14 protein-coding genes and 1 pseudogene are annotated in these 16729 nt (G+C 72.7%); 4 read left to right on the top strand and 11 right to left on the bottom strand.

Annotated elements, in window-relative coordinates; genetic code table 11:
• Window positions 1-7: 7 nt before the first annotated feature.
• Window positions 8-835 carry an alpha/beta fold hydrolase gene (locus tag IF67_RS0109710; RefSeq protein WP_030984111.1) on the bottom strand — a complete coding sequence of 276 codons (828 nt, stop codon included), beginning with the start codon at window positions 833-835 and terminating at the stop codon, window positions 8-10.
• A 102-nt stretch (window positions 836-937) separates the two neighbouring features.
• Here IF67_RS0109710 and IF67_RS0109705 point away from each other — a divergent pair, with 102 nt between their 5' ends.
• Window positions 938-2266 carry a PLP-dependent aminotransferase family protein gene (locus tag IF67_RS0109705; protein ID WP_030984110.1) on the top strand — a complete coding sequence of 443 codons (1329 nt, stop codon included), beginning with the start codon at window positions 938-940 and terminating at the stop codon, window positions 2264-2266.
• Between the two features lie 22 nt (window positions 2267-2288).
• On the opposite strand, the gene IF67_RS0109700 is transcribed toward IF67_RS0109705, so the two are convergent.
• The 4 genes from IF67_RS0109700 to IF67_RS0109685 form a co-directional block, all read right to left on the bottom strand.
• The gene (locus IF67_RS0109700) at window positions 2289-2588 is read right to left on the bottom strand and encodes a hypothetical protein (RefSeq protein WP_030079334.1); all 300 of its coding nucleotides are present in this window, start codon (window positions 2586-2588) and stop codon (window positions 2289-2291) included.
• A 258-nt stretch (window positions 2589-2846) separates the two neighbouring features.
• Window positions 2847-3959: a glutathione S-transferase family protein gene (locus IF67_RS0109695; protein ID WP_030984107.1), complete on the bottom strand. Its 1113-nt coding sequence runs from the start codon at window positions 3957-3959 to the stop codon at window positions 2847-2849.
• Window positions 3960-4035: 76 nt separating this feature from the next.
• Complete coding sequence (gene ligD / locus IF67_RS0109690) at window positions 4036-5007, bottom strand: non-homologous end-joining DNA ligase (protein ID WP_030984105.1); 972 nt, start codon at window positions 5005-5007, stop codon at window positions 4036-4038.
• A 52-nt stretch (window positions 5008-5059) separates the two neighbouring features.
• Window positions 5060-7336, bottom strand: coding sequence for an MMPL family transporter (locus IF67_RS0109685; RefSeq protein ID WP_030984103.1), 2277 nt, complete (start codon window positions 7334-7336; stop codon window positions 5060-5062).
• Between the two features lie 288 nt (window positions 7337-7624).
• On the opposite strand from IF67_RS0109685, the gene IF67_RS0109680 reads away from it, so the two are divergent.
• Window positions 7625-8362, top strand: a complete 738-nt coding sequence (locus IF67_RS0109680; protein WP_030984102.1) for an SDR family NAD(P)-dependent oxidoreductase — start codon at window positions 7625-7627, stop codon at window positions 8360-8362.
• A gap of 273 nt (window positions 8363-8635) precedes the next feature.
• Here IF67_RS0109680 and IF67_RS0109675 read toward each other — a convergent pair whose 3' ends face one another.
• The 3 genes and pseudogenes from IF67_RS0109675 to IF67_RS0109665 all read right to left on the bottom strand — a co-directional run bounded on the left by IF67_RS0109675 (window position 8636) and on the right by IF67_RS0109665 (window position 10908).
• Window positions 8636-9502, bottom strand: a complete 867-nt coding sequence (locus IF67_RS0109675) for a polysaccharide deacetylase family protein (protein WP_030984100.1) — start codon at window positions 9500-9502, stop codon at window positions 8636-8638.
• A 264-nt stretch (window positions 9503-9766) separates the two neighbouring features.
• Window positions 9767-10090, bottom strand: a pseudogene (locus tag IF67_RS38985) (ionic transporter y4hA); the annotation flags it as partial.
• 74 nt (window positions 10091-10164) lie between these two features.
• Entirely contained in the window at window positions 10165-10908 is a 744-nt protein-coding gene (locus IF67_RS0109665) for a hypothetical protein (RefSeq protein WP_030984096.1), read from the bottom strand.
• A gap of 227 nt (window positions 10909-11135) precedes the next feature.
• Between IF67_RS0109665 and ggt the strand changes: the two genes are divergently transcribed.
• Both ggt and IF67_RS0109650 read left to right on the top strand, forming a co-directional pair.
• On the top strand, window positions 11136-12971 hold the full coding sequence (gene ggt, locus IF67_RS0109655; RefSeq protein ID WP_030984094.1) for a gamma-glutamyltransferase: 1836 nt from the start codon (window positions 11136-11138) through the stop codon (window positions 12969-12971).
• Window positions 12972-13163: 192 nt separating this feature from the next.
• Entirely contained in the window at window positions 13164-14651 is a 1488-nt protein-coding gene (locus tag IF67_RS0109650; RefSeq protein ID WP_030984093.1) for an amidase, read from the top strand.
• 37 nt (window positions 14652-14688) lie between these two features.
• Here the strand turns inward: IF67_RS0109650 and IF67_RS0109645 are convergent, their stop codons facing one another.
• From IF67_RS0109645 to IF67_RS0109635, 3 genes are all read right to left on the bottom strand, one after another.
• Window positions 14689-15243, bottom strand: coding sequence for an isochorismatase family protein (locus IF67_RS0109645; protein ID WP_030984092.1), 555 nt, complete (start codon window positions 15241-15243; stop codon window positions 14689-14691).
• Between the two features lie 128 nt (window positions 15244-15371).
• Window positions 15372-16091, bottom strand: a complete 720-nt coding sequence (locus IF67_RS38980) for an MFS transporter (protein WP_078889358.1) — start codon at window positions 16089-16091, stop codon at window positions 15372-15374.
• A gap of 138 nt (window positions 16092-16229) precedes the next feature.
• Window positions 16230-16661: a MarR family winged helix-turn-helix transcriptional regulator gene (locus IF67_RS0109635; RefSeq protein ID WP_030984091.1), complete on the bottom strand. Its 432-nt coding sequence runs from the start codon at window positions 16659-16661 to the stop codon at window positions 16230-16232.
• Between the last annotated feature and the right edge of the window lie 68 nt (window positions 16662-16729).

The following is a 16729-nucleotide window of genomic DNA, read 5'->3' as shown; positions in this document are numbered from 1 at the left end:
GCGGCGCTCAGCCTTGCGGTGCGGGCGTTGCCGTGGTCTGCGGCAGTGAGGTGAGGAAGGCGTCCAGTGCCGCATTGAATTCGGTCGGCCGTTCCAGATTCGGCATATGGGCCGCCTGCTCGATGACCGCCAGCCGGGAATCCGGGATGCGCTCGTGGATGTCGCGGGCGTCGCTCACGGGGGTGTAGGCGTCCTCCGTACCGACCACCACCAGGGCCGGCACCGAAACCCGTGTCAGCAGCTCCGCGTAGTCGGGGCGTTCGGCGCGACCGCGCAGTGCGGCTGCCGCGCCTTCGGGTGCCGTGGAGGTCATCATCCCCAGGACGTGTGCGGCGACCTCCGGCTGGGAGGCGATCGTGTGCGGGGAGATCATTTTGGCCAGTACCTCGTGTGCATAGCCGTCCATGCCCTCGCGGAGCAGGCGCTCCGCCATGTCGTAGCGCGCGGTCCTGCCGTCCTCGGTCTCCGCCGCGGCGAACGTGTCGGCGAAGAGGAGGCCCCGCACCCGCTCCGGGAAGAGCCGGTAGCATTCCATGACGATCTGGCCCCCCATGGACAGGCCCCCGAGGACACAGCTCTCGACCCCGAGATGGTCGAGCAGGCCGATGATGTCCCGGGCGAACGTCGCCAGCGGGGTCGTGCCGGGGACCACCGTGCTGTCCCCGTAGCCCCGCAGATCCGGGGTGATCACCCGCCATCCGGCCCGGCTGAAGTGCTCGGTCTGCGGGCGCCACATCGACCGGTTGAAGGGGTGCCCATGGATGAGCACCAGCGGCTCGCCGCTGCCCTCCTCGTCGTACCCCACGCTGATTTCTCGGCAAAAGACCGATCCCATGGCAGTCATCCCCTCCGCTGCGACTTGACGCCTCGATGCTATAGAGGGCAACCTCTCGGCACAATGCTGAAAATGCACTCGGTGCAATGTGGGAAGTGACCGATGGACGACTATCGCGCGATCGCCGATGAACTCGCGGCCGACATCGCTGCCGGCCGGCTCCGCCCCGGTGACCGGCTGCTGCCGCTACGCCGGTTCGCCCGTAACCGGCGTATCGCAAGTTCGACGGCGGCTCGGGTGTACCGGGAATTGAGCCGACGTGGTCTGACGGTGGGCGAGGTCGGCCGCGGTACATTCGTCCGCTCCGCCGCCCCGTCGGACGAGCCGGCCCTCGCCGAGCCGGGGGAGGCCCGGGTCGACCTGGAGATGAACTTCCCCGTTCTGCCGGACCACCCCGCGCTCCTGGCCAAGAGCCTCGGGCATCTGCTGCGCCCCGACGCCCTGGGTGCCGCGCTCCGCCCGGTGGGTGCCGTCGGCACGGCCGCTGCCCGCCGCGCGGCGGCCGCCCACCTCGCCCGCGCCGAGTGGGCACCGGACCCCCGGCAGCTGCTCTTCGCGGGCAACGGCCGGCAGGCGATCGCCGCGGCGGTCGCCGCGCTGGTCCCGGCCGGTGAGCGCCTCGGCGTCGAAGCGCTCACCTTCCCCGTCGTGAAGGGCATCGCGGCCCGCCTCGGTGTCACGCTCGTCCCCCTCGCCATGGACGAGCACGGCCTGACCCCCGAGGCGCTGCGGGCCGCCGCCCCGCTGCGCGCCGTCTACCTCCAGCCGGCCCTGCACAACCCGCTGGGCATCACCATGCCGGGCCACCGTCGCGCCGAACTCGCCGCAACGCTGCGGGAGTTGCACATCCCGGCCATCGAGGACGCCATCTACGGATTCCTCCGCAACGACCTGCCGCCCCTTGCGGCCCTCGCTCCGGAGCGCACGGTGGTCGTCGACAGCCTGTCCAAGCGGCTCGCGCCCGGACTGTCGCTGGGATTTCTGACGGTGCCGGCCGGTGCCACCCAGGATTTTGCGACGGCCCTTCGCTCGGGGACCTGGACGGCCTCCCGCTTCGCGCTCGATGCGGCGACCCGCTGGATGGCCGACGGCACCGCGGCCGCCATCGAGGAGGCGAAGCGCAGCGATGCCGCGGCGCGCCGGCGGATCGTCACCGACAGGCTGGCCGGCTTCCGGGTCCGCGCCGATCCGCAGGCCTATCACTGCTGGTGGGAACTGCCGGAGGCGTGGCGGGCCGACACCTTTGTCGCCGCCGCTGCCCGGCGCGGGATCGCCGTCACACCGTCCGGGGCGTTCGCCGTCGGCCCGGGCCATGCGCCCAACGCCGTACGTCTGGCTCTCGCCTCGCCGCCCCTCGACGCCCTGGCCGACGCGCTCGATGTCCTGGCCGGGCTGGCGCACGGCGCACCGGAGGACACGGCGCCGGAGTGAGCACCGTGCCGGGGGCGCCGGTTCAGGTGCCGCTCATCAGCTCCGAGAGTCCGGTGCGCAGGTCCTGCACGTTCATCACCGGCTGGAGCGAGACCTTGGCGTGCAGGTCCATGAAGAACGCTTCGAGGAGAGTCGGCATCTGCGACGACTCCGTCATGTCGAAGTAGAAGAAGGCGGTGCGCTCACCGTCGTCGAGAGTGAAGTAGGCCGCCTCCGGCTGGAGGGCGGCGATGGCCGTCTCCATGATCTTCGGTAGCTCGCCGTTCTGGATCAGTTCATTGCCTGGCTCGGTAGGTATACGGGCCTTCAGGACCATCCTCATCGGGCTGACTCCTCGCTGGAGTGCGTGGGTCGTGTGGGGTGGGGGAGCTGTGGGGCGGCTGGGGCGCCGTGGCGACCCCGGGCACCCGCGCGCTCGGCAGGTACGCGCACAGCCCGGCCGCCGGGCTCGACCTCGCCCGTCCCTGTCTGCCCCTGTCTATTCATGTCTGTCCCTGTCTGTTCTCAGGATCTCACGGTCCGGGAGCGGCGGTCGGATCGCCGCGGCCAGGTCCAGGGCCGGGGCCGGTCAGCGGTCGGGTCAGTAGCCGGTCAGCAGAGCCTCGGGGCGTCCGCTGGGCGGGACCTCCTCGGCCCGCGGTACCGGGCCGGGCGGGGTGCCGTCGCCGAACGGCCGGCCGCCCAGCTCCTCGCGGTAGTGCGGGGTCAGCCAGCCGGAGAGATCCGGCCCGATCGGCACGATGCCGGTCGGGTTGATGCCTGTGTGTACCTGGTAGTAGTGCTGCTTGATGTGGTGGAAGTCGACGGTGTCGCCAAAGCCGGGCGTCTGGAAGAGGTCCTTGGCGTAGGCCCACAGCACCGGGTCCTCGGCCAGCTTGAACTGGTTGCATTTGAAGTGTCCGTGGTAGACGGAGTCGAAGCGGACCAGCGTGGTGAACAGCCGGATGTCGGCCTCCGTGAGGGTGTCGCCCACGAGGTAGCGCTGGTCGGACAGCCGCTCGGACAGCAGGTCCAGGCGCCGGAAGAGATCGTGGAAGGCGGCCTCGTAATCGCTCTGCCCGGTGGCGAAACCGGCCCGGTACACGCCGTTGTTGACGTCCCGGTAGACGCCCGCCATGACGACATCGATCTCCTCGCGCAGCGGCCCGGGGTACAGATCGGGTGCGCCGGGCCGGTGCAGCGCCGTCCACTCCGTTGCGAAGTCCAGGGTGAGCTGCTGATAGTCGTTGGTGACGAGCTGCCCGCTGGGGACGTCGACGAGGGCGGGGACGCTGACGCCGCCCGGGTAGTCCTTCTCGCGGGCGTCGTAGGCCTCGCTGAGGAAGCGGATGCCGAGGACGGGGTCGCGGCCGTCCGCGTCCAGGGTGAAGCGCCAGCTGCGGTCGTCCTGGAGCGGATCGGTGAGGGCGAGCGAGATCGCGTCCTCCAGGCCGAGCAGCCGTCGGGAGATGACGGCGCGGCTCGCCCAGGGGCAGGCTCGGCTGACGACCAGGCGGTAGCGGCCGGCCTCGACCGGCCAGCCGTCGCGGCCGTCCGCCGTGACGCGGTCCGCGAAGTGGCTCTTGGAGCGCTTGAAGGGCTTCTTTCCGTAGGCCTCGTTGCCGTCGGGGGTGGCGTGCGGCGTGCCGTCCGTGGTGCCGTCGGCTGTGCTGTCGGTGTGGCCGTCGGTGTGGCTGTCGGTGGGGTGCGGCATCACCGGCTCCTTCCGTCTGCGGTTGCCCGGAGTCCTCATGGCGAGCCTTCCCGGTGCGGCGCGGGTATCCCCCATCTCAGCCGAGGTGGGTGAGATCGGGGCGCAGCCGGTGCCAGATCGGGTGCCGCAGCCGGCCGGCCGAGGTCCAGCCGCTGAGCGTGATCTCGGCGACGAGCCGGGGCTCGGCCCAGTGGACCCCCGGAGCGTCCACGGGGTTGACGAACGGGGAGTGGTCGAGCGGGATCACTCCCAGGTAGTGCGCCAGTTCCTGGCGTTCCCGGTCGGACAGCCCCGAGCCGACGGAGCCGACATAGCGCAGGCCCCCCGGTTCGGAGATGCCCGCCAGCACGGAACCGGGCAGGCCGGCCAGCCCGCCATGGCCCTCGGTCCAGCCCCCGATGATCACGTCGAGGGTCATCAGATGCTTCGTCTTGCGCCACTCGGGTGAGCGGACGCCCGGCAGATACGCGGAGGTCAGCCGCTTGGCCACCACTCCTTCGAGACCACCCTGCAATGAGGCCTCCCACGCCTGCTGCGCATGGCCCTCCACATAACCGGGCGCCGACCAGTTCGGGCCGCGCAGCCGCAGCCCGGACAGCAGGCTGCGGCGCTCGTAATACGGCGACCCGAGCAGCGATCCGCCCAGGTACATGAGGTCGAACAGGACGAGGTGGACCGGGTGCTCCATGGCCAGCCGGGCCGTACGGCGCGGGTTGACCACGCCCATCCGGCGCTGCAACAGCCCGAAGTCGGGCCGTCCGCGTGCGTCCAGCACCACCACCTCGCCGTCCAGCACCGCGGGCCGGCCCCGCAGCTGTTCGCCCAGCGGCCCCAGTTCCGGATAGGTCGCGGTCGCGTCGTTGCCCGCCCGGGTGACCAGCCGGACCGTGCCGTCGCCGGGAGTGTTGACGATGCAGCGCGCGCCGTCCCATTTGGCCTCGAAGGCCCAGGCCGCCTCCTCGTACTCGGCAGGCAGCGGGCCGACCGTGGCCAGCATCGGCCGGATCACGGGGTACGAGGCCGAGCCAACCTCGGCGGACGGGGCCATGATTCGATGGTCGTCGGATCCGGGGGCGCCCGCAGATCGGACGCGGGGGCGGTCAGGCCGGCCCGGCCGTGGAGAGCTGCTCGTCGCCCTCCGTACGCACATGCGGCAGGGTCCGGTCCAGCCACCGGGGCGTCCACCAGGCCTTCCGGCCCAGCAGCGTCATCACCGCGGGGACCAGCAGCAGCCGGACCACGGTGGCGTCGATGAGTACGCTCACGGCCAGGCCGAGGCCCAGCATCTTCACCACGATGTTGTCGCTGATGATGAACGCGGCGAACACGCTCACCATGATCAGTGCGGCGCAGGTGATCACCCGCGCGGTGATCTCCAGCGCATGCGCCACGCTCGCCTTGGCATCGGCGGTGCGCAGCCATGCCTCGTGCACCCGTGACAGCAGGAAGATCTCGTAGTCCATGCTCAGCCCGAAGACGATCGCGAACATCATCATCGGCACATAGCTCTCGATCGGCACCGTGCCCGAGACCCCGAGCGCCGGACCGCCCCAGCCCCACTGGAAGACCGCCACCACCACCCCGTACGAGGCGGCGATGGACAGCACGTTGAGCACTGCCGCCTTCACAGCGACCAGCACGCCGCGGAAGACGATCAGGATGATGACGAAGGCGAGGGCGACGACCACGGCGATGATCAGCGGGAGCCGGCTGGCGACGATGTCCAGGAAGTCCACCTGGCCGGCGGTCGTGCCGGTCACATAGCCGTGCGCGTCGGTTCCTTTCACCGCCTGCGGCAGCAGGTCGAGCTTGAGGCGGTTGACCAGGTCCGTGGTGTCCGCGTTCTGCGGGGCCCGGGCGGAGTACGCGGTGCCGGTCAGCACCTCGCCGTCCGGGGTGGCCTTCAGCGGGGTGAGAGAGGCCGCGCCCGGCACATCCGTGAGCGCCTTCTGCGCCTGCGCCGCCAGCATCGGCCGGTCCGCCTGCGGGACGGCGGACTCGTCGATCACGAGGGTCAGCGGGCCGTTGGAGCCCGGACCGAACGCCGAGGACATCAGGTCGAAGGCGCGCCGGTCGGTGAAGGACTTCGGGTCGGCGCCGTCGCCGATGTGGCCCAGCTGGATCGAGAAGACCGGGAGCGCCAGCACCACGATGACGAGCACCCCGCCCGCCAGGTACCACCACGGGCGGCGCTCCACCCGCTGCGCATACCGGTGCCAGGTGCCGCGCGCCTGCTCGCCCGGTGCGGCATCCGTCTCGGCGATCGGCTTGCGGACGTGGAGCCGGTCGATGCGGCGGCCGATCAGCCCGAGCAGCGCCGGTACGAGGGTGAGTGCGCCGAGCACCGCGGAGACCACGGTGATGGCGGCCGCCACCCCCAGTTTGCCGATGAAGGAGAGGCCCGAGACCCAGAGCCCCATCAGCGCGATGATGACCGTGCAGCCGGACACCAGCACCGCCCGCCCGCTGGTCGCCACGGCCTTGCCCGCTCCGGTGACCGGGTCCGCCCCGTCCATCAGGTTCTGCCGGTGCCGGGTGATCAGGAACAGCGCGTAGTCGATGCCGACGCCGAGGCCGATCATCGTGGCCAGGGTGGGGGAGACGGTGGCGAAGACGAACGCGGCGGCGAGCAGTCCCAGGCAGGCCAGTCCGCAGAAGGCGCTGATCAGCGCGGTCAGCAGCGGCACCCCGGCCGCCAGCACGCTCCCGAAGCCGACCAGCAGCACCAGGATCGCCACCGCGAAGCCGATCACTTCGCTGATCACGTCATTGGGTTCGGGCCGGGCCAGTTCGCCCAGCGGCCCGCCGTACTCCACCTCCACACCCGCGGATCGCAGCGGCCGCACCGCCGCGTCGACACCGTTCAGATAGTCCGGGTCGAGGGTGGACGGCTGCACGCCGAACCGCACCGTGATGTACGCGGTGCGGCCGTCGGTGGACAGCGGGCCGACGTTCGGCGTCCCGGGCGGCGGCTTGGCGGGCGGGGCGCCGGGCGGCGGCAGCGGGTTCTGTGCGGAGAGCACCTCCGGCAGCTTGCCCAGGGCGGTGACGGCGCCGTCGATCTGGCTGCGGAATCCGGTCAGCGGCCCGGCCGTGTCGTGCAGCACGACCTGGCTGCTGTAGCCACCGGCCTTCGGCTCGTGCTCCTTGAGCACCTCGCGGCCCTGTGCCGACTGGACGCCGGGCAGCGCGAAGTCGTCGGAGTAGTCACCGCCGTAGGTGCGCTGAAGAACCTGGAGCCCGGCCAGAGCGACCAGCCACAGGACGATGACGAGGACGCAGCGGCGGGCGCACCACTCCCCGATGCGGCGCAGCGCGCCGTGGGGGCGGCGGGCGCCGGGCGCGGCCGGGGCACTGGGGGTCTTCGGCAACGGCATGCGTGCTCCCGATGCGGGCCGGCGCTCCTGGCACATGCGGACATGCAGCATTCAACGGTGGTCCGGCCGCCGCGGCATGCCCACTGGGGGAGACGGGTGCCGCCCGAACGGGTGCGGGCCCCCTGCCTCCCGTCCGGCTCCCTACGATTCCTTACGCACGTTCGTGGCATGGCACGAGGTAAGGATTGATCTGTTGATGAACCATCCCCGGTCGTTTGCTGAGCGGTTGTTGTCCGGTAGCGGTCCCGGCTGTGCGAGCCGTCCGTGCGCCGGGGCGGAGGGGGGCCGATGAGCCGGGCCGTGCTGGTGACCGGGGCCTCGCGGGGTATCGGCCGGGCGGTCGCCGAGATCTTCGCCGCGCACGGGGACCGTGTCGCGCTGCATTACGCGTCGCGGCGGGCGGCGGCCCAGGAGGCGTTCGAGGGGCTGGCGGGGCGCGGGCATGTGCTGGTGCAGGGGGATGCGAGCACACCGGAGGGGGCGGCGGCGCTCGTCGAGGCGGCCGTGGACGGGCTGGGCGGCGTCGATGTGCTGGTCAACAATGCGGCCGCGAATGTGGCGCATCCGCTGGACCGTACGTCGTTCGAGGACTGGCAGCGGGCCTGGCAGCAGGTCGTGGACGTGAATCTGCTGGGGGCGGCCCATGTCACCTACCACGCGGCGCGGAACATGATCGAGCGCGAGGTGGAGGGGCGGATCGTCCATATCGGGTCGCGCGGGGCGTTCCGCGGTGAGCCGGACCACCCGGCCTATGGCGCGTCCAAGGCGGCGTTGCACGCGATGGGGCAGTCGCTGGCCGTCCATCTCGCGCCGTACGGCATCGGCGTGGCGTCGGTGGCTCCCGGATTCGTGGCGACCGAGCGGGTCGCGGACCGCCTCACGGAGGAGGTACGGCAGCAGAGTCCGTTCGGCCGGGTCGCTTCGCCGCAGGAGGTGGCGTCCGCCGTCCACTATCTGGCCTCACCCGAGGCGGCCTGGTCCTCCGGGACGGTGCTCGACGTCAACGGGGCGTCGCATCTGCGCTGAGCCGGCGCATCTGCGCGGAAAGGGGGAAGCCCCGGCCGAACGGGGGAATTCGGCCGGGGCGGCTCGGGTGGCGCGGGCGGTGACGGCGGTGGCCCCGAAGGCCTGCTGCCGTGCGGCGGCGGGCCGGCTTCCCCTGGGGGGAGGGCCCTCGGACGCCGTCGTGGCGGCACCCGCTTCCAATTGAACGATAAACCATTGAGTCGGTTTCCGGGGTATCGGGTGACCGCTCTCACCCGAGGCCGCCGGCCGCGACGGTCATCGGCGGGTTCTCCGTCAGGGCTCGATGCGGACCGGACGGTAGCCCTCGTCCAGCAGACGCGGCAGATACCACTCCAGCGCCTCGACGGTCTGCGCTCGCTCACCGCCCCCGTCGTGGGACAGGACGATCGCGCCGGGGCGCAGCTCGTCCAGGACGGTGTACGCGATGACCCCGGCTCCCGGGAGGGTCCAGTCCTGCGAGTCGATCGCCCAGCCGACGGGGGACATGCCCAGGTCGTTGCAGATGTCCAGCGAGGGATCGTCCCAGTCGCCGTACGGGGCGCGGGCCATGTCGGGGGCGGCGCCGAGGACGTCCTCGATCAGGCTGCTGGTGCGGCCGAGCTCGTTGCGGACGGCGCCCGGCGGCAGCGTGGTGAGCTGCGGATGGGACCAGGTGTGGTTGGCGACGGCATGGCCCGCCTCGGCGATGTCGTGCAGCAGACCGGGGAATTCGGCGGCGTTCTCGCCGATGACGAAGAACGTGGCCCGTGCCTCGTGGCGGCGCAGGATCCGCAGGATGCCGGGGGTGTGCACGGGGTGGGGGCCGTCGTCGAAGGTGAGGAAGATTTCGCGGCGGTCCGTGGCGAGGCGGAAGGCGACATCCGGGTGCGGTGGTGAGGCGCCCGGACCGGAGCGGGAGGTTTCGCCGGGCATCGGGCGGAGCCGGTACGGCTGCGGGGTGTCCCCCGGGCCGCCGGCAGTCACCGGCCCGGTCGCGGTGGCAGGCGGTTGCGGCGGGCGGGGCCGGGGCCGTGGCGGCGTGCCGGTCTCCGGAGGACCGCTGTCGGGCAGGAACAGGACACGGCCTGCGGAGAGCATGCCGACCACGACTGCGGCCGTCAGGAACCTCCGCCGGGTGTTCGTGTGCTGGTCGGATGCCATCCTCCACGTGCTTTCACGCGGTCCGCCGCGCAAGCGGGAACGACACCGGAGCGGGAGGGTTCGGCACCCGATCGGCTCGCACCGGCGGACCGTCGGGAGGGGCGTCAAAGGGGGGACCGGATCGGCATCCGGGGGCCGTTCGCCTCACGGGCTGACCGCCAGCACGATGTACGCGGCCAGCAGGGCCAGATGGACGCCGCCCTGGAGCGGGGTGGCGCGGCCGGGGATCACCGTCAGGGTGCCGACGGTCACGGTCAGCGCGAGCAGCACCACCGCCGCGAAGACGGTGTCCCGGGCCGGCGCGGCACTCTTCTCGCCGCCGTCGGCCCTCAAGGTGACGATCAGGGCCACCTCGATGATGGTCACCGCGACGGCCAGCACCAGCGACCCGAACGGCTCGCCCACCCGGTGCGCGATCACCTCCGCGTGATGCACCGCGGCCAGCACCGCCCCGGCCAGAAAGCACGACACCAGCACGATCAGCGCGAGCGGCAGCGAACGCCCCCACGTCAGGGCCAGCAGCACCACCGCCAGCACCGGCAGCGCACCGGTCCAGTGCAGGACAGGTGAGCGGAGACCGGCGATCATGCCTTTGAGCTTGGCGGCCCGGCGGGACGGCTGCCTGTCGGTGCGCGGGCGGAGACCGGCGCCCGGCGCCGGTATCAGGCCGCCGCCCGGGGCCCCTTCGGCTCCGCGGCCGTGAGCGCGGACTTGGTGACATCGGCGACCAGCTCGACGACATCGGGTCCGTACGCCTGTGAGTTGACCACCTTCAGCAGCAGACAGAACTGGCCGTCGGCGCCGTGCTTACGGGCCAGCCGGGCCCGGTTGCGCACCAGATGACGGACCGCGGCCCGGTGGGTGACCGGGCGCTGGCCGGCCGCGAGGAACACCGGGCGGCCGCCCTCCCCGGCGGTCAGCCGGGCCAGCAGGACGTATTCGACCGCGCCCGGCTCCATCGGGTAGGCCGAGCCGCCGATCGTGAAGGTGCCGCGGCCCGCGCCGGACTCGTCCCCGGGATGCACCGCGACACCCGGCAGCAGATTGGCCAGATGGGCCGCCAGCCGGCGGTGCGCGGTCGGGTCGCCGACACAGAACTCGGTACGCGCCCCGAAGCCTTGTAGGCCGGTGTCGTGCGGGGCGACCTCGGGGTGCGCACCGCAGTTCTCGATCACCGCGGCCAGCCCCAGCAGCGCCAGCGCGTCATGCCGGGGGATGCTCCAGTGGGCCGAGGTGCTGTCCCGGTGGGTGACCAGCACGCACTCCGAACCGGCCGGCAGCCCGAAGAAGCCTTGTTCGCGGGTCAGCCGCCGGCGGACCGTCGCCGATTGCACGGCCCAGCCGGCCACCAGCCCCACGATCAGGGCCACGGCCGCCACGGTCGGGAGCAGCAGGGTGTCGTCCATGGCCGGGGAGCGTAGCGGCTCACCGGGTGTGTGTTCGAGGGCGGGGCGGGGCACCTGGGCGGCTTGTCCCAGTTCGTGCGGGCATACCTGATCCGTACGGAAACGGGCATCTGATCCCCGCCGTCCGCAGGGCGGTCGCAGGTGAAATGCCCTCTGTCGGCGCGCTGTTGCGCCGAGTAGGCTCCGGCCCCTGCCGCCCCCCGCCCGCCCTTGGAGGAAACCCCGGTATGACCACAGCCCGACGTCTCACCGTCCTGGGAGCGGCCGCCGCGCTGGCCGGCTCCCTGGTGACGGTCCCGGCCGCCGCCGGCTCCGCCGCGTCCGCGCGGCCGGCCCCCGCGGCCCAGGACAGCGCCCGCACCGCCACACCGGAGAAGACCCCGGTCGCCGTCGGCCACGGCGGGGCCGTCTCCAGCGTCGACCCGGATGCCTCGGCCGCCGGTATCGCGGTGCTCGCGAAGGGCGGCAACGCCGTGGACGCGGCGGTCGCCACCGCAGCCGCCCTCGGCGTCACCGAGCCCTACTCCGCGGGCATCGGTGGCGGCGGCTACTTCGTCTCCTACGACGCCAAGTCCCGGACCGTACGCACCCTCGACGGCCGGGAGACCGCCCCGCGCTCCGCCGGCAAGGACCTCTTCCTGGAGAACGGCACACCGATCCCGTTCGCCGACGCGGTCACCAGCGGGCTGAGCGTCGGCACCCCGGGCACCCCCGCCACCTGGGACACCGCCCTGCGCAAGTGGGGCAGCCGGTCCCTGGGCCAGGTGCTGCGGCCCGCCCGGAAGCTGGCCCGGGACGGCTTCACCGTCGACCCGACCTTCCGTCAGCAGACCGCGGACAACGAGGCACGCTTCCGGGACTTCCCGGCGACCGCCGGCCTCTTCCTGCCCGGTGGCAAGCTGCCGGTCGTCGGCTCGACGATGAAGAACCCCGATCTGGCCCGTACGTACGGGGAGTTGGCGGAGAAGGGCGTCCGGGCGCTCTACGACGGCGCACTGGGCCGGGACATCGTCCGCACCGTTCAGAAGCCACCGGTGCGCACCGGATCGTCGCGTGAGGTGCGGCCCGGCGAGCTGACCGCGGGCGATCTGCGCGCCTACCGGGCCCTCGGCCAGGCGCCGACCCGCACCCGCTACCGCGGCCTCGACGTCTACGGCATCGGGCCGTCCTCCTCCGGCGGCACCAGCGTCGCCGAGGCGCTCAACATCCTGGAGAAGAGCGATGTCTCCCGGCTGAGCGAGCGGCAGTACCTCCACCGCTACCTGGAGGCCAGCCGGATCGCCTTCGCCGACCGTGGCCGCTGGGTCGGCGACCCGGCGCAGGAGGACGTACCGGTCAAGGGCCTCACCTCGCAGCGGTTCGCCGACGCCCGTGCCTGCCTCATCCACGACGGCAAGGCGCTGACCAGCCCGCTCGCCCCCGGCGACCCGCGCCATCCGAAGCGCTGCGCCAGCGGCGGCAAGGCCGCGCCGACCACGTACGAGGGGGAGAACACCACCCATCTGACGGTCGCCGACAAGTGGGGCAATGTCGTCGCCTACACCCTGACCATCGAGCAGACCGGCGGCAGCGGCATCGTCGTCCCGCACCGTGGCTTCCTGCTCAACAACGAGCTCACCGACTTCTCCTTCGCGCCCGCGGACCCGGCCGTCCATGACCCCAACCTCCCGGGCCCCGGCAAGCGGCCGCGCTCGTCGATCTCGCCGACGATCGTGCTGCGGCACGGCCGGCCGGTGGTGGCGCTCGGCTCGCCCGGCGGCGCGACCATCATCACCACCGTGCTCCAGACCCTGGTCGACCACCTCGACCGCGGTATGCCGCTGGTCGACGCCATCGCCGCGCCGCGTGCCAGCCAGCGCAACGCGGCGACGACCGAACTCGAACCCGGCCTGTGGAACAGCCCGGTCCGGGGGCAACTCGAAGCGATCGGTCATGCGTTCAAGCAGAACCCGGAGATCGGAGCGGCAACCGGCGTCCAGCGGCTGCCGGACGGCCGCTGGCTGGCCGCGGCCGAGAAGGTACGGCGCGGCGGCGGCTCGGCCATGGTCGTCCACCGGTCGTGACGGTCGTCCACCGCCCGCACGCCGCCGGTTCGTGCACCGCGCGTGACAGTGCCGGAACACGACGGGCCGCTGTGTGCCGTCCGTGTGTCGTCGATGTGGCGCACCGCGCGGCGTCATTGATGGCCCTTGCCGGGGCGATTAGCCTCCTGGGACCGTTCGTTCGAATGAGCGGTTCCAGGGAGGGCACGCAGCGTGAGCGTTGACGAGAGCCAGGACAGCGGAACCGGGCCTGCCCCGGCCCGGCACATCGGTGCCACGGCGGGGGAGTTGGAAGGCCTCGCCGAGCAGGCACGGGCGCTCGCCGAGGGACAGGTGACCTCGACCGCACTGGTACGGCGGTCGCTGGAGCGCATCGAGGCCACCCAGAGCAGCGTCAACGCCTTCCGGCGGGTACGGGCCGAGGCGGCCATGGCGGAGGCGGCGGAGGCCGACCGCAGGCTGGCGGCCGGGGAGCGGCTGCCGCTGCTCGGAGTGCCGGTCGCGGTCAAGGACGACACCGATGTGGCGGGCGAGCCCACCGCGTTCGGCTGTGCCGGCGAGTTCCTGCCCAAGGAGCGCGATGCCGAGGTCGTCCGGCGGCTGCGCGCGGCCGGGGCGGTCATCGTCGGCAAGACCAACGCCTGCGAACTGGGCCAGTGGCCGTTCACCGAGGGCCCGGCCTTCGGCAACACCTGCAACCCCTGGAACCTCGCGCACACCCCGGGCGGCTCCTCCGGCGGCTCGGCCGCCGCGGTCGCGGCCGGGCTGGTCCCCGCCGCCCTCGGCACCGACGGCGCCGGTTCCGTCCGGATCCCCGCCGCCTGGTCCCATCTCGTCGGCATCAAACCCCAGCGCGGCCGGATCTCCACCTGGCCCGACCCGGAGGCCTTCCAGGGGATCACCGGCATCGGCCCGCTGGCCCGTACGGTCGAGGACGCGGCGCTGCTGCTGGACGTGGCCAGCGGAAACCACGACGGCGATCTCCACCGGCCGCCCGCCATCGCGGCGCGCGAGGCGGCCGGCCGCGACCCGGGCCGGCTGCGCATCGCCCTGTCCTGGAAGGCCGCCTTCACCTTCACCCCCAAGCCGCTGCACCCCGATGTCCGGGCCGCGGTGACCGGTGTGGCCCGCACCCTCGCCCGCCTGGGGCACTTCGTCGAGGAGGCGGAGCCGGACTACGGGCTGGTCGGGCTGGCCTTCGTCCCGCGCGCCACGGCCGGGGTGGGGGAGTGGGCGGACCGGGTGCCCGACCGCTCCCTCCTGGACCGCCGTACGCGGGAAGCGGCACGGATGGGCCGGCTGCTCGGCGGCTCCTTACTGCGCCGGGCGCGCGCCGTCGAGAAGCGGCAACAGCGCCGGATCGGAGCGCTGTTCGGCCCCTATGACGTCCTGCTGACACCGACCACCGCCACCCCGCCGCCGCGCATCGGCACCCTGGCCAAGCTCAGCGGCTGGCGTACGGATCAAGCCATGATCGCCGCCTGTCCCTACGCCTGGCCGTGGAATGTCCTCGGCTGGCCGGGCGTGAGCGTCCCCGCCGGGTTCAGCAGTGACGGCCTGCCGCTGGGCGCCCAGCTGCTCGGCCCGGCCCATGCCGAACCGCGGCTGATCTCGCTGGCCGCCCAGCTCCAGGACGATCTGCGCTGGCACGAGCGGCGGCCGGCCGCACATCCGGCGTCGCCCGACGGCGTGCGTCTGTGAGGCGTACGCCGTCGGGCCTCGGCCGAGCCGTCGGGCCTCAGCCGAGCAGCGCGAGGATCGCCTCGGTCGTGCCGGTCTCGCCCAGCCGCGGGAAGATCTTCTCCAGGCTGTTGCGGTGCGCCTCGGCGTCCAGGTCGGTCATCGCGTCGGTGGCGAGGGTGACGTGGTAGCCGTGCTCGTGCGCGGCGCGGGCGGTGGACTCCACCCCGATGCTGGTGGCGATGCCGCCGAGGACGACCTGGGTCACGCCACGGCGGCGCAGCTCCAGATCCAGGTTCGTGCCGTGGAAGGCGCCCCACTGCTGCTTGGTGATGCCGATGTCGCCGGGTTGCCGGTCGAGTTCGGGTACCAGCTCCGCCCAGTCGGCGGGCGGGTTGCCGGTGTGCCGCGCGGACTCCGTACGGCCCGGGGCGCCGCCCGTGACGTTCACCAGGACGACCGGCAGCCCGCGCGCGCGGAACGCGGCGGCCAGCCGCGCGCCGCGCTCGATGACCTCGGCCGGGGGCACCGGGGCGCAGGGCAGCCCGGCGATGCCTTTCTGAAGGTCGATCAGCACCAGGGCGGTCGTGGCGTCGAGGGTGGTGGCGGGCATGAGGTGCTCCTTGTGAGGTGAGGTGAGGTGAGGTGAGGGGAGGGCCGGGGGCGGGGTGTTGCGGGCTTTTCCGGTGGGGTGGGTGCAGCTGCTGTGACCGGTGTGGCCCGGCGGGTACGTGGCCGGTTTCAGTCGCCGGGACCGGTCCCGGCGGCGCCGGCCCGCAGGCTGCGGTCGGCGAGGGCCAGGGCGAGCAGCAGCAGGCCGAGTACGACGCCGATCAGGGCGATCGCATGCAGCCCGGAGTCCGAGGCGCGCTCCCCGTACAGCAGCCCGATGAGGCTCGATGCGGTGATGGCGCCGAGGTACTGGGCGGTGCGCTGGAGCCCGGCGGCCGGGCCCACCCCCTCGGCCGGGGCCTGGGCGTAGACGGCAGCCTGATTGCCGGTGGCCGCCAGGCCCTGCGGGATGCCGAAGAGCGCCCCGGCACACAGCAGCGCGACCAGCGGGCTGGTGCCCTGGAGCAGGAGGAAGACCGCGCTGCCGACGGCGAGACAGGCCGCGGCGACGGTCAGCGGGGCGCGGATGCCCTTCGTGCGGGCGCCCGCGATCGAGCAGAACGCGGCCGCGCCGGACATCGGCAGCATGACCAGGCCGGCGTGGAAGGACGAGAAGCCGTGCGCCTCCTCCAGCCACTGGCTGAAGCCGTAGAGCACGCAGTAGATGACGAGATAGGCCAGTCCGTGCCGGAGGCAGGTGCGGAGCAGGGCGCCGTGACGGGCGAGCATCCGCAGGTCGAGGAAGGGCGCCGGACGGCGCAGCTGCCACCACACCAGGACGCCCGCGAGCACGCCCGTGGGCGCCAGCAGCAGCCACTGCGGGTCTTCGAGCCGCAGCAGGAAGAACATCCCGCGCCATCGCGGCGGGGTAGGCCGCCGCGGTGCCGATCCCGAGCACGACCCGGGAGACGATCAGCAGCCCGAAGGTGGGGGCGAGCGCCCCGATGGCGCCTTCCGGGCCGGTCGGGCTGGAGCCGCCTACGCCGGTCATTCCGGCATCAGCCGCCGCATCAGCTCGGTGGCCGTCGCCAGGGTCTGCTGCTCCTGCGTCGTCAGCCGGTCGGCGATGGCCACCGCCAGCCAGTTCTGTTTGGCCTGCCGTACGGCGGCGAGCATCCGGCCCCCCTCCTCCGTGAGGGAGAAGACGACCTGGCGCCCGTCCGTCGGATGCGGGCTGCGGGCGAGCACGCCGCGCTCCTCCAGCGCGCCGACGATCAGCCGCATGGACTGCGGCCGGACCAGCTCGGCGCGGGCCAGCGCCGCGATGGTGGCCGGCCCGTCGGTGTCGATCCGGGAGATCACCGTCCGCTGGGCCGGGGTGAGCTCGCCCTGGGGCGAGGCGGCACGCAGATGACGCATGAGCTGCGACACCGCGGCGCCCAGATCTGTCGCCAGGCGTTCCTGGTCGTTTTCCGGCATACGTCCAGCGTAGGAGGTAGGCAGGAAAACTTGCAAGTTTCCCTGTCGTGCCTGTCGACGGCGGCCGG

The sequence above is a fragment of the Streptomyces sp. NRRL S-1813 genome (assembly GCF_000719605.1).
In the GTDB taxonomy this organism is placed as follows: domain Bacteria; phylum Actinomycetota; class Actinomycetes; order Streptomycetales; family Streptomycetaceae; genus Streptomyces; species Streptomyces decoyicus.
The sequence above is the reverse complement of the archived record's forward strand: the minus strand, read 5'-3'. Positions and strand labels throughout refer to the sequence as shown.

Excerpts from the sequence above, each read along its gene's own strand:
- IF67_RS0109680 (WP_030984102.1), top strand. The coding sequence starts at position 7,625 with ATGAGCCGGGCCGTGCTGGTGACCGGGGCCTCGCGGGGTATCGGCCGG.
- IF67_RS0109635 (WP_030984091.1), bottom strand. The coding sequence starts at position 16,661 with ATGCCGGAAAACGACCAGGAACGCCTGGCGACAGATCTGGGCGCCGCG.
- IF67_RS0109675 (WP_030984100.1), bottom strand. The coding sequence starts at position 9,502 with ATGGCATCCGACCAGCACACGAACACCCGGCGGAGGTTCCTGACGGCC.
- IF67_RS0109710 (WP_030984111.1), bottom strand. The coding sequence starts at position 835 with ATGGGATCGGTCTTTTGCCGAGAAATCAGCGTGGGGTACGACGAGGAG.
- IF67_RS0109700 (WP_030079334.1), bottom strand. The coding sequence starts at position 2,588 with ATGAGGATGGTCCTGAAGGCCCGTATACCTACCGAGCCAGGCAATGAA.
- IF67_RS0109645 (WP_030984092.1), bottom strand. The coding sequence starts at position 15,243 with ATGCCCGCCACCACCCTCGACGCCACGACCGCCCTGGTGCTGATCGAC.
- IF67_RS38980 (WP_078889358.1), bottom strand. The coding sequence starts at position 16,091 with ATGTTCTTCCTGCTGCGGCTCGAAGACCCGCAGTGGCTGCTGCTGGCG.
- IF67_RS0109705 (WP_030984110.1), top strand. The coding sequence starts at position 938 with ATGGACGACTATCGCGCGATCGCCGATGAACTCGCGGCCGACATCGCT.
- IF67_RS0109685 (WP_030984103.1), bottom strand. The coding sequence starts at position 7,336 with ATGCCGTTGCCGAAGACCCCCAGTGCCCCGGCCGCGCCCGGCGCCCGC.
- ggt (WP_030984094.1), top strand. The coding sequence starts at position 11,136 with ATGACCACAGCCCGACGTCTCACCGTCCTGGGAGCGGCCGCCGCGCTG.
- IF67_RS0109665 (WP_030984096.1), bottom strand. The coding sequence starts at position 10,908 with ATGGACGACACCCTGCTGCTCCCGACCGTGGCGGCCGTGGCCCTGATC.
- IF67_RS0109695 (WP_030984107.1), bottom strand. The coding sequence starts at position 3,959 with ATGCCGCACCCCACCGACAGCCACACCGACGGCCACACCGACAGCACA.
- ligD (WP_030984105.1), bottom strand. The coding sequence starts at position 5,007 with ATGGCCCCGTCCGCCGAGGTTGGCTCGGCCTCGTACCCCGTGATCCGG.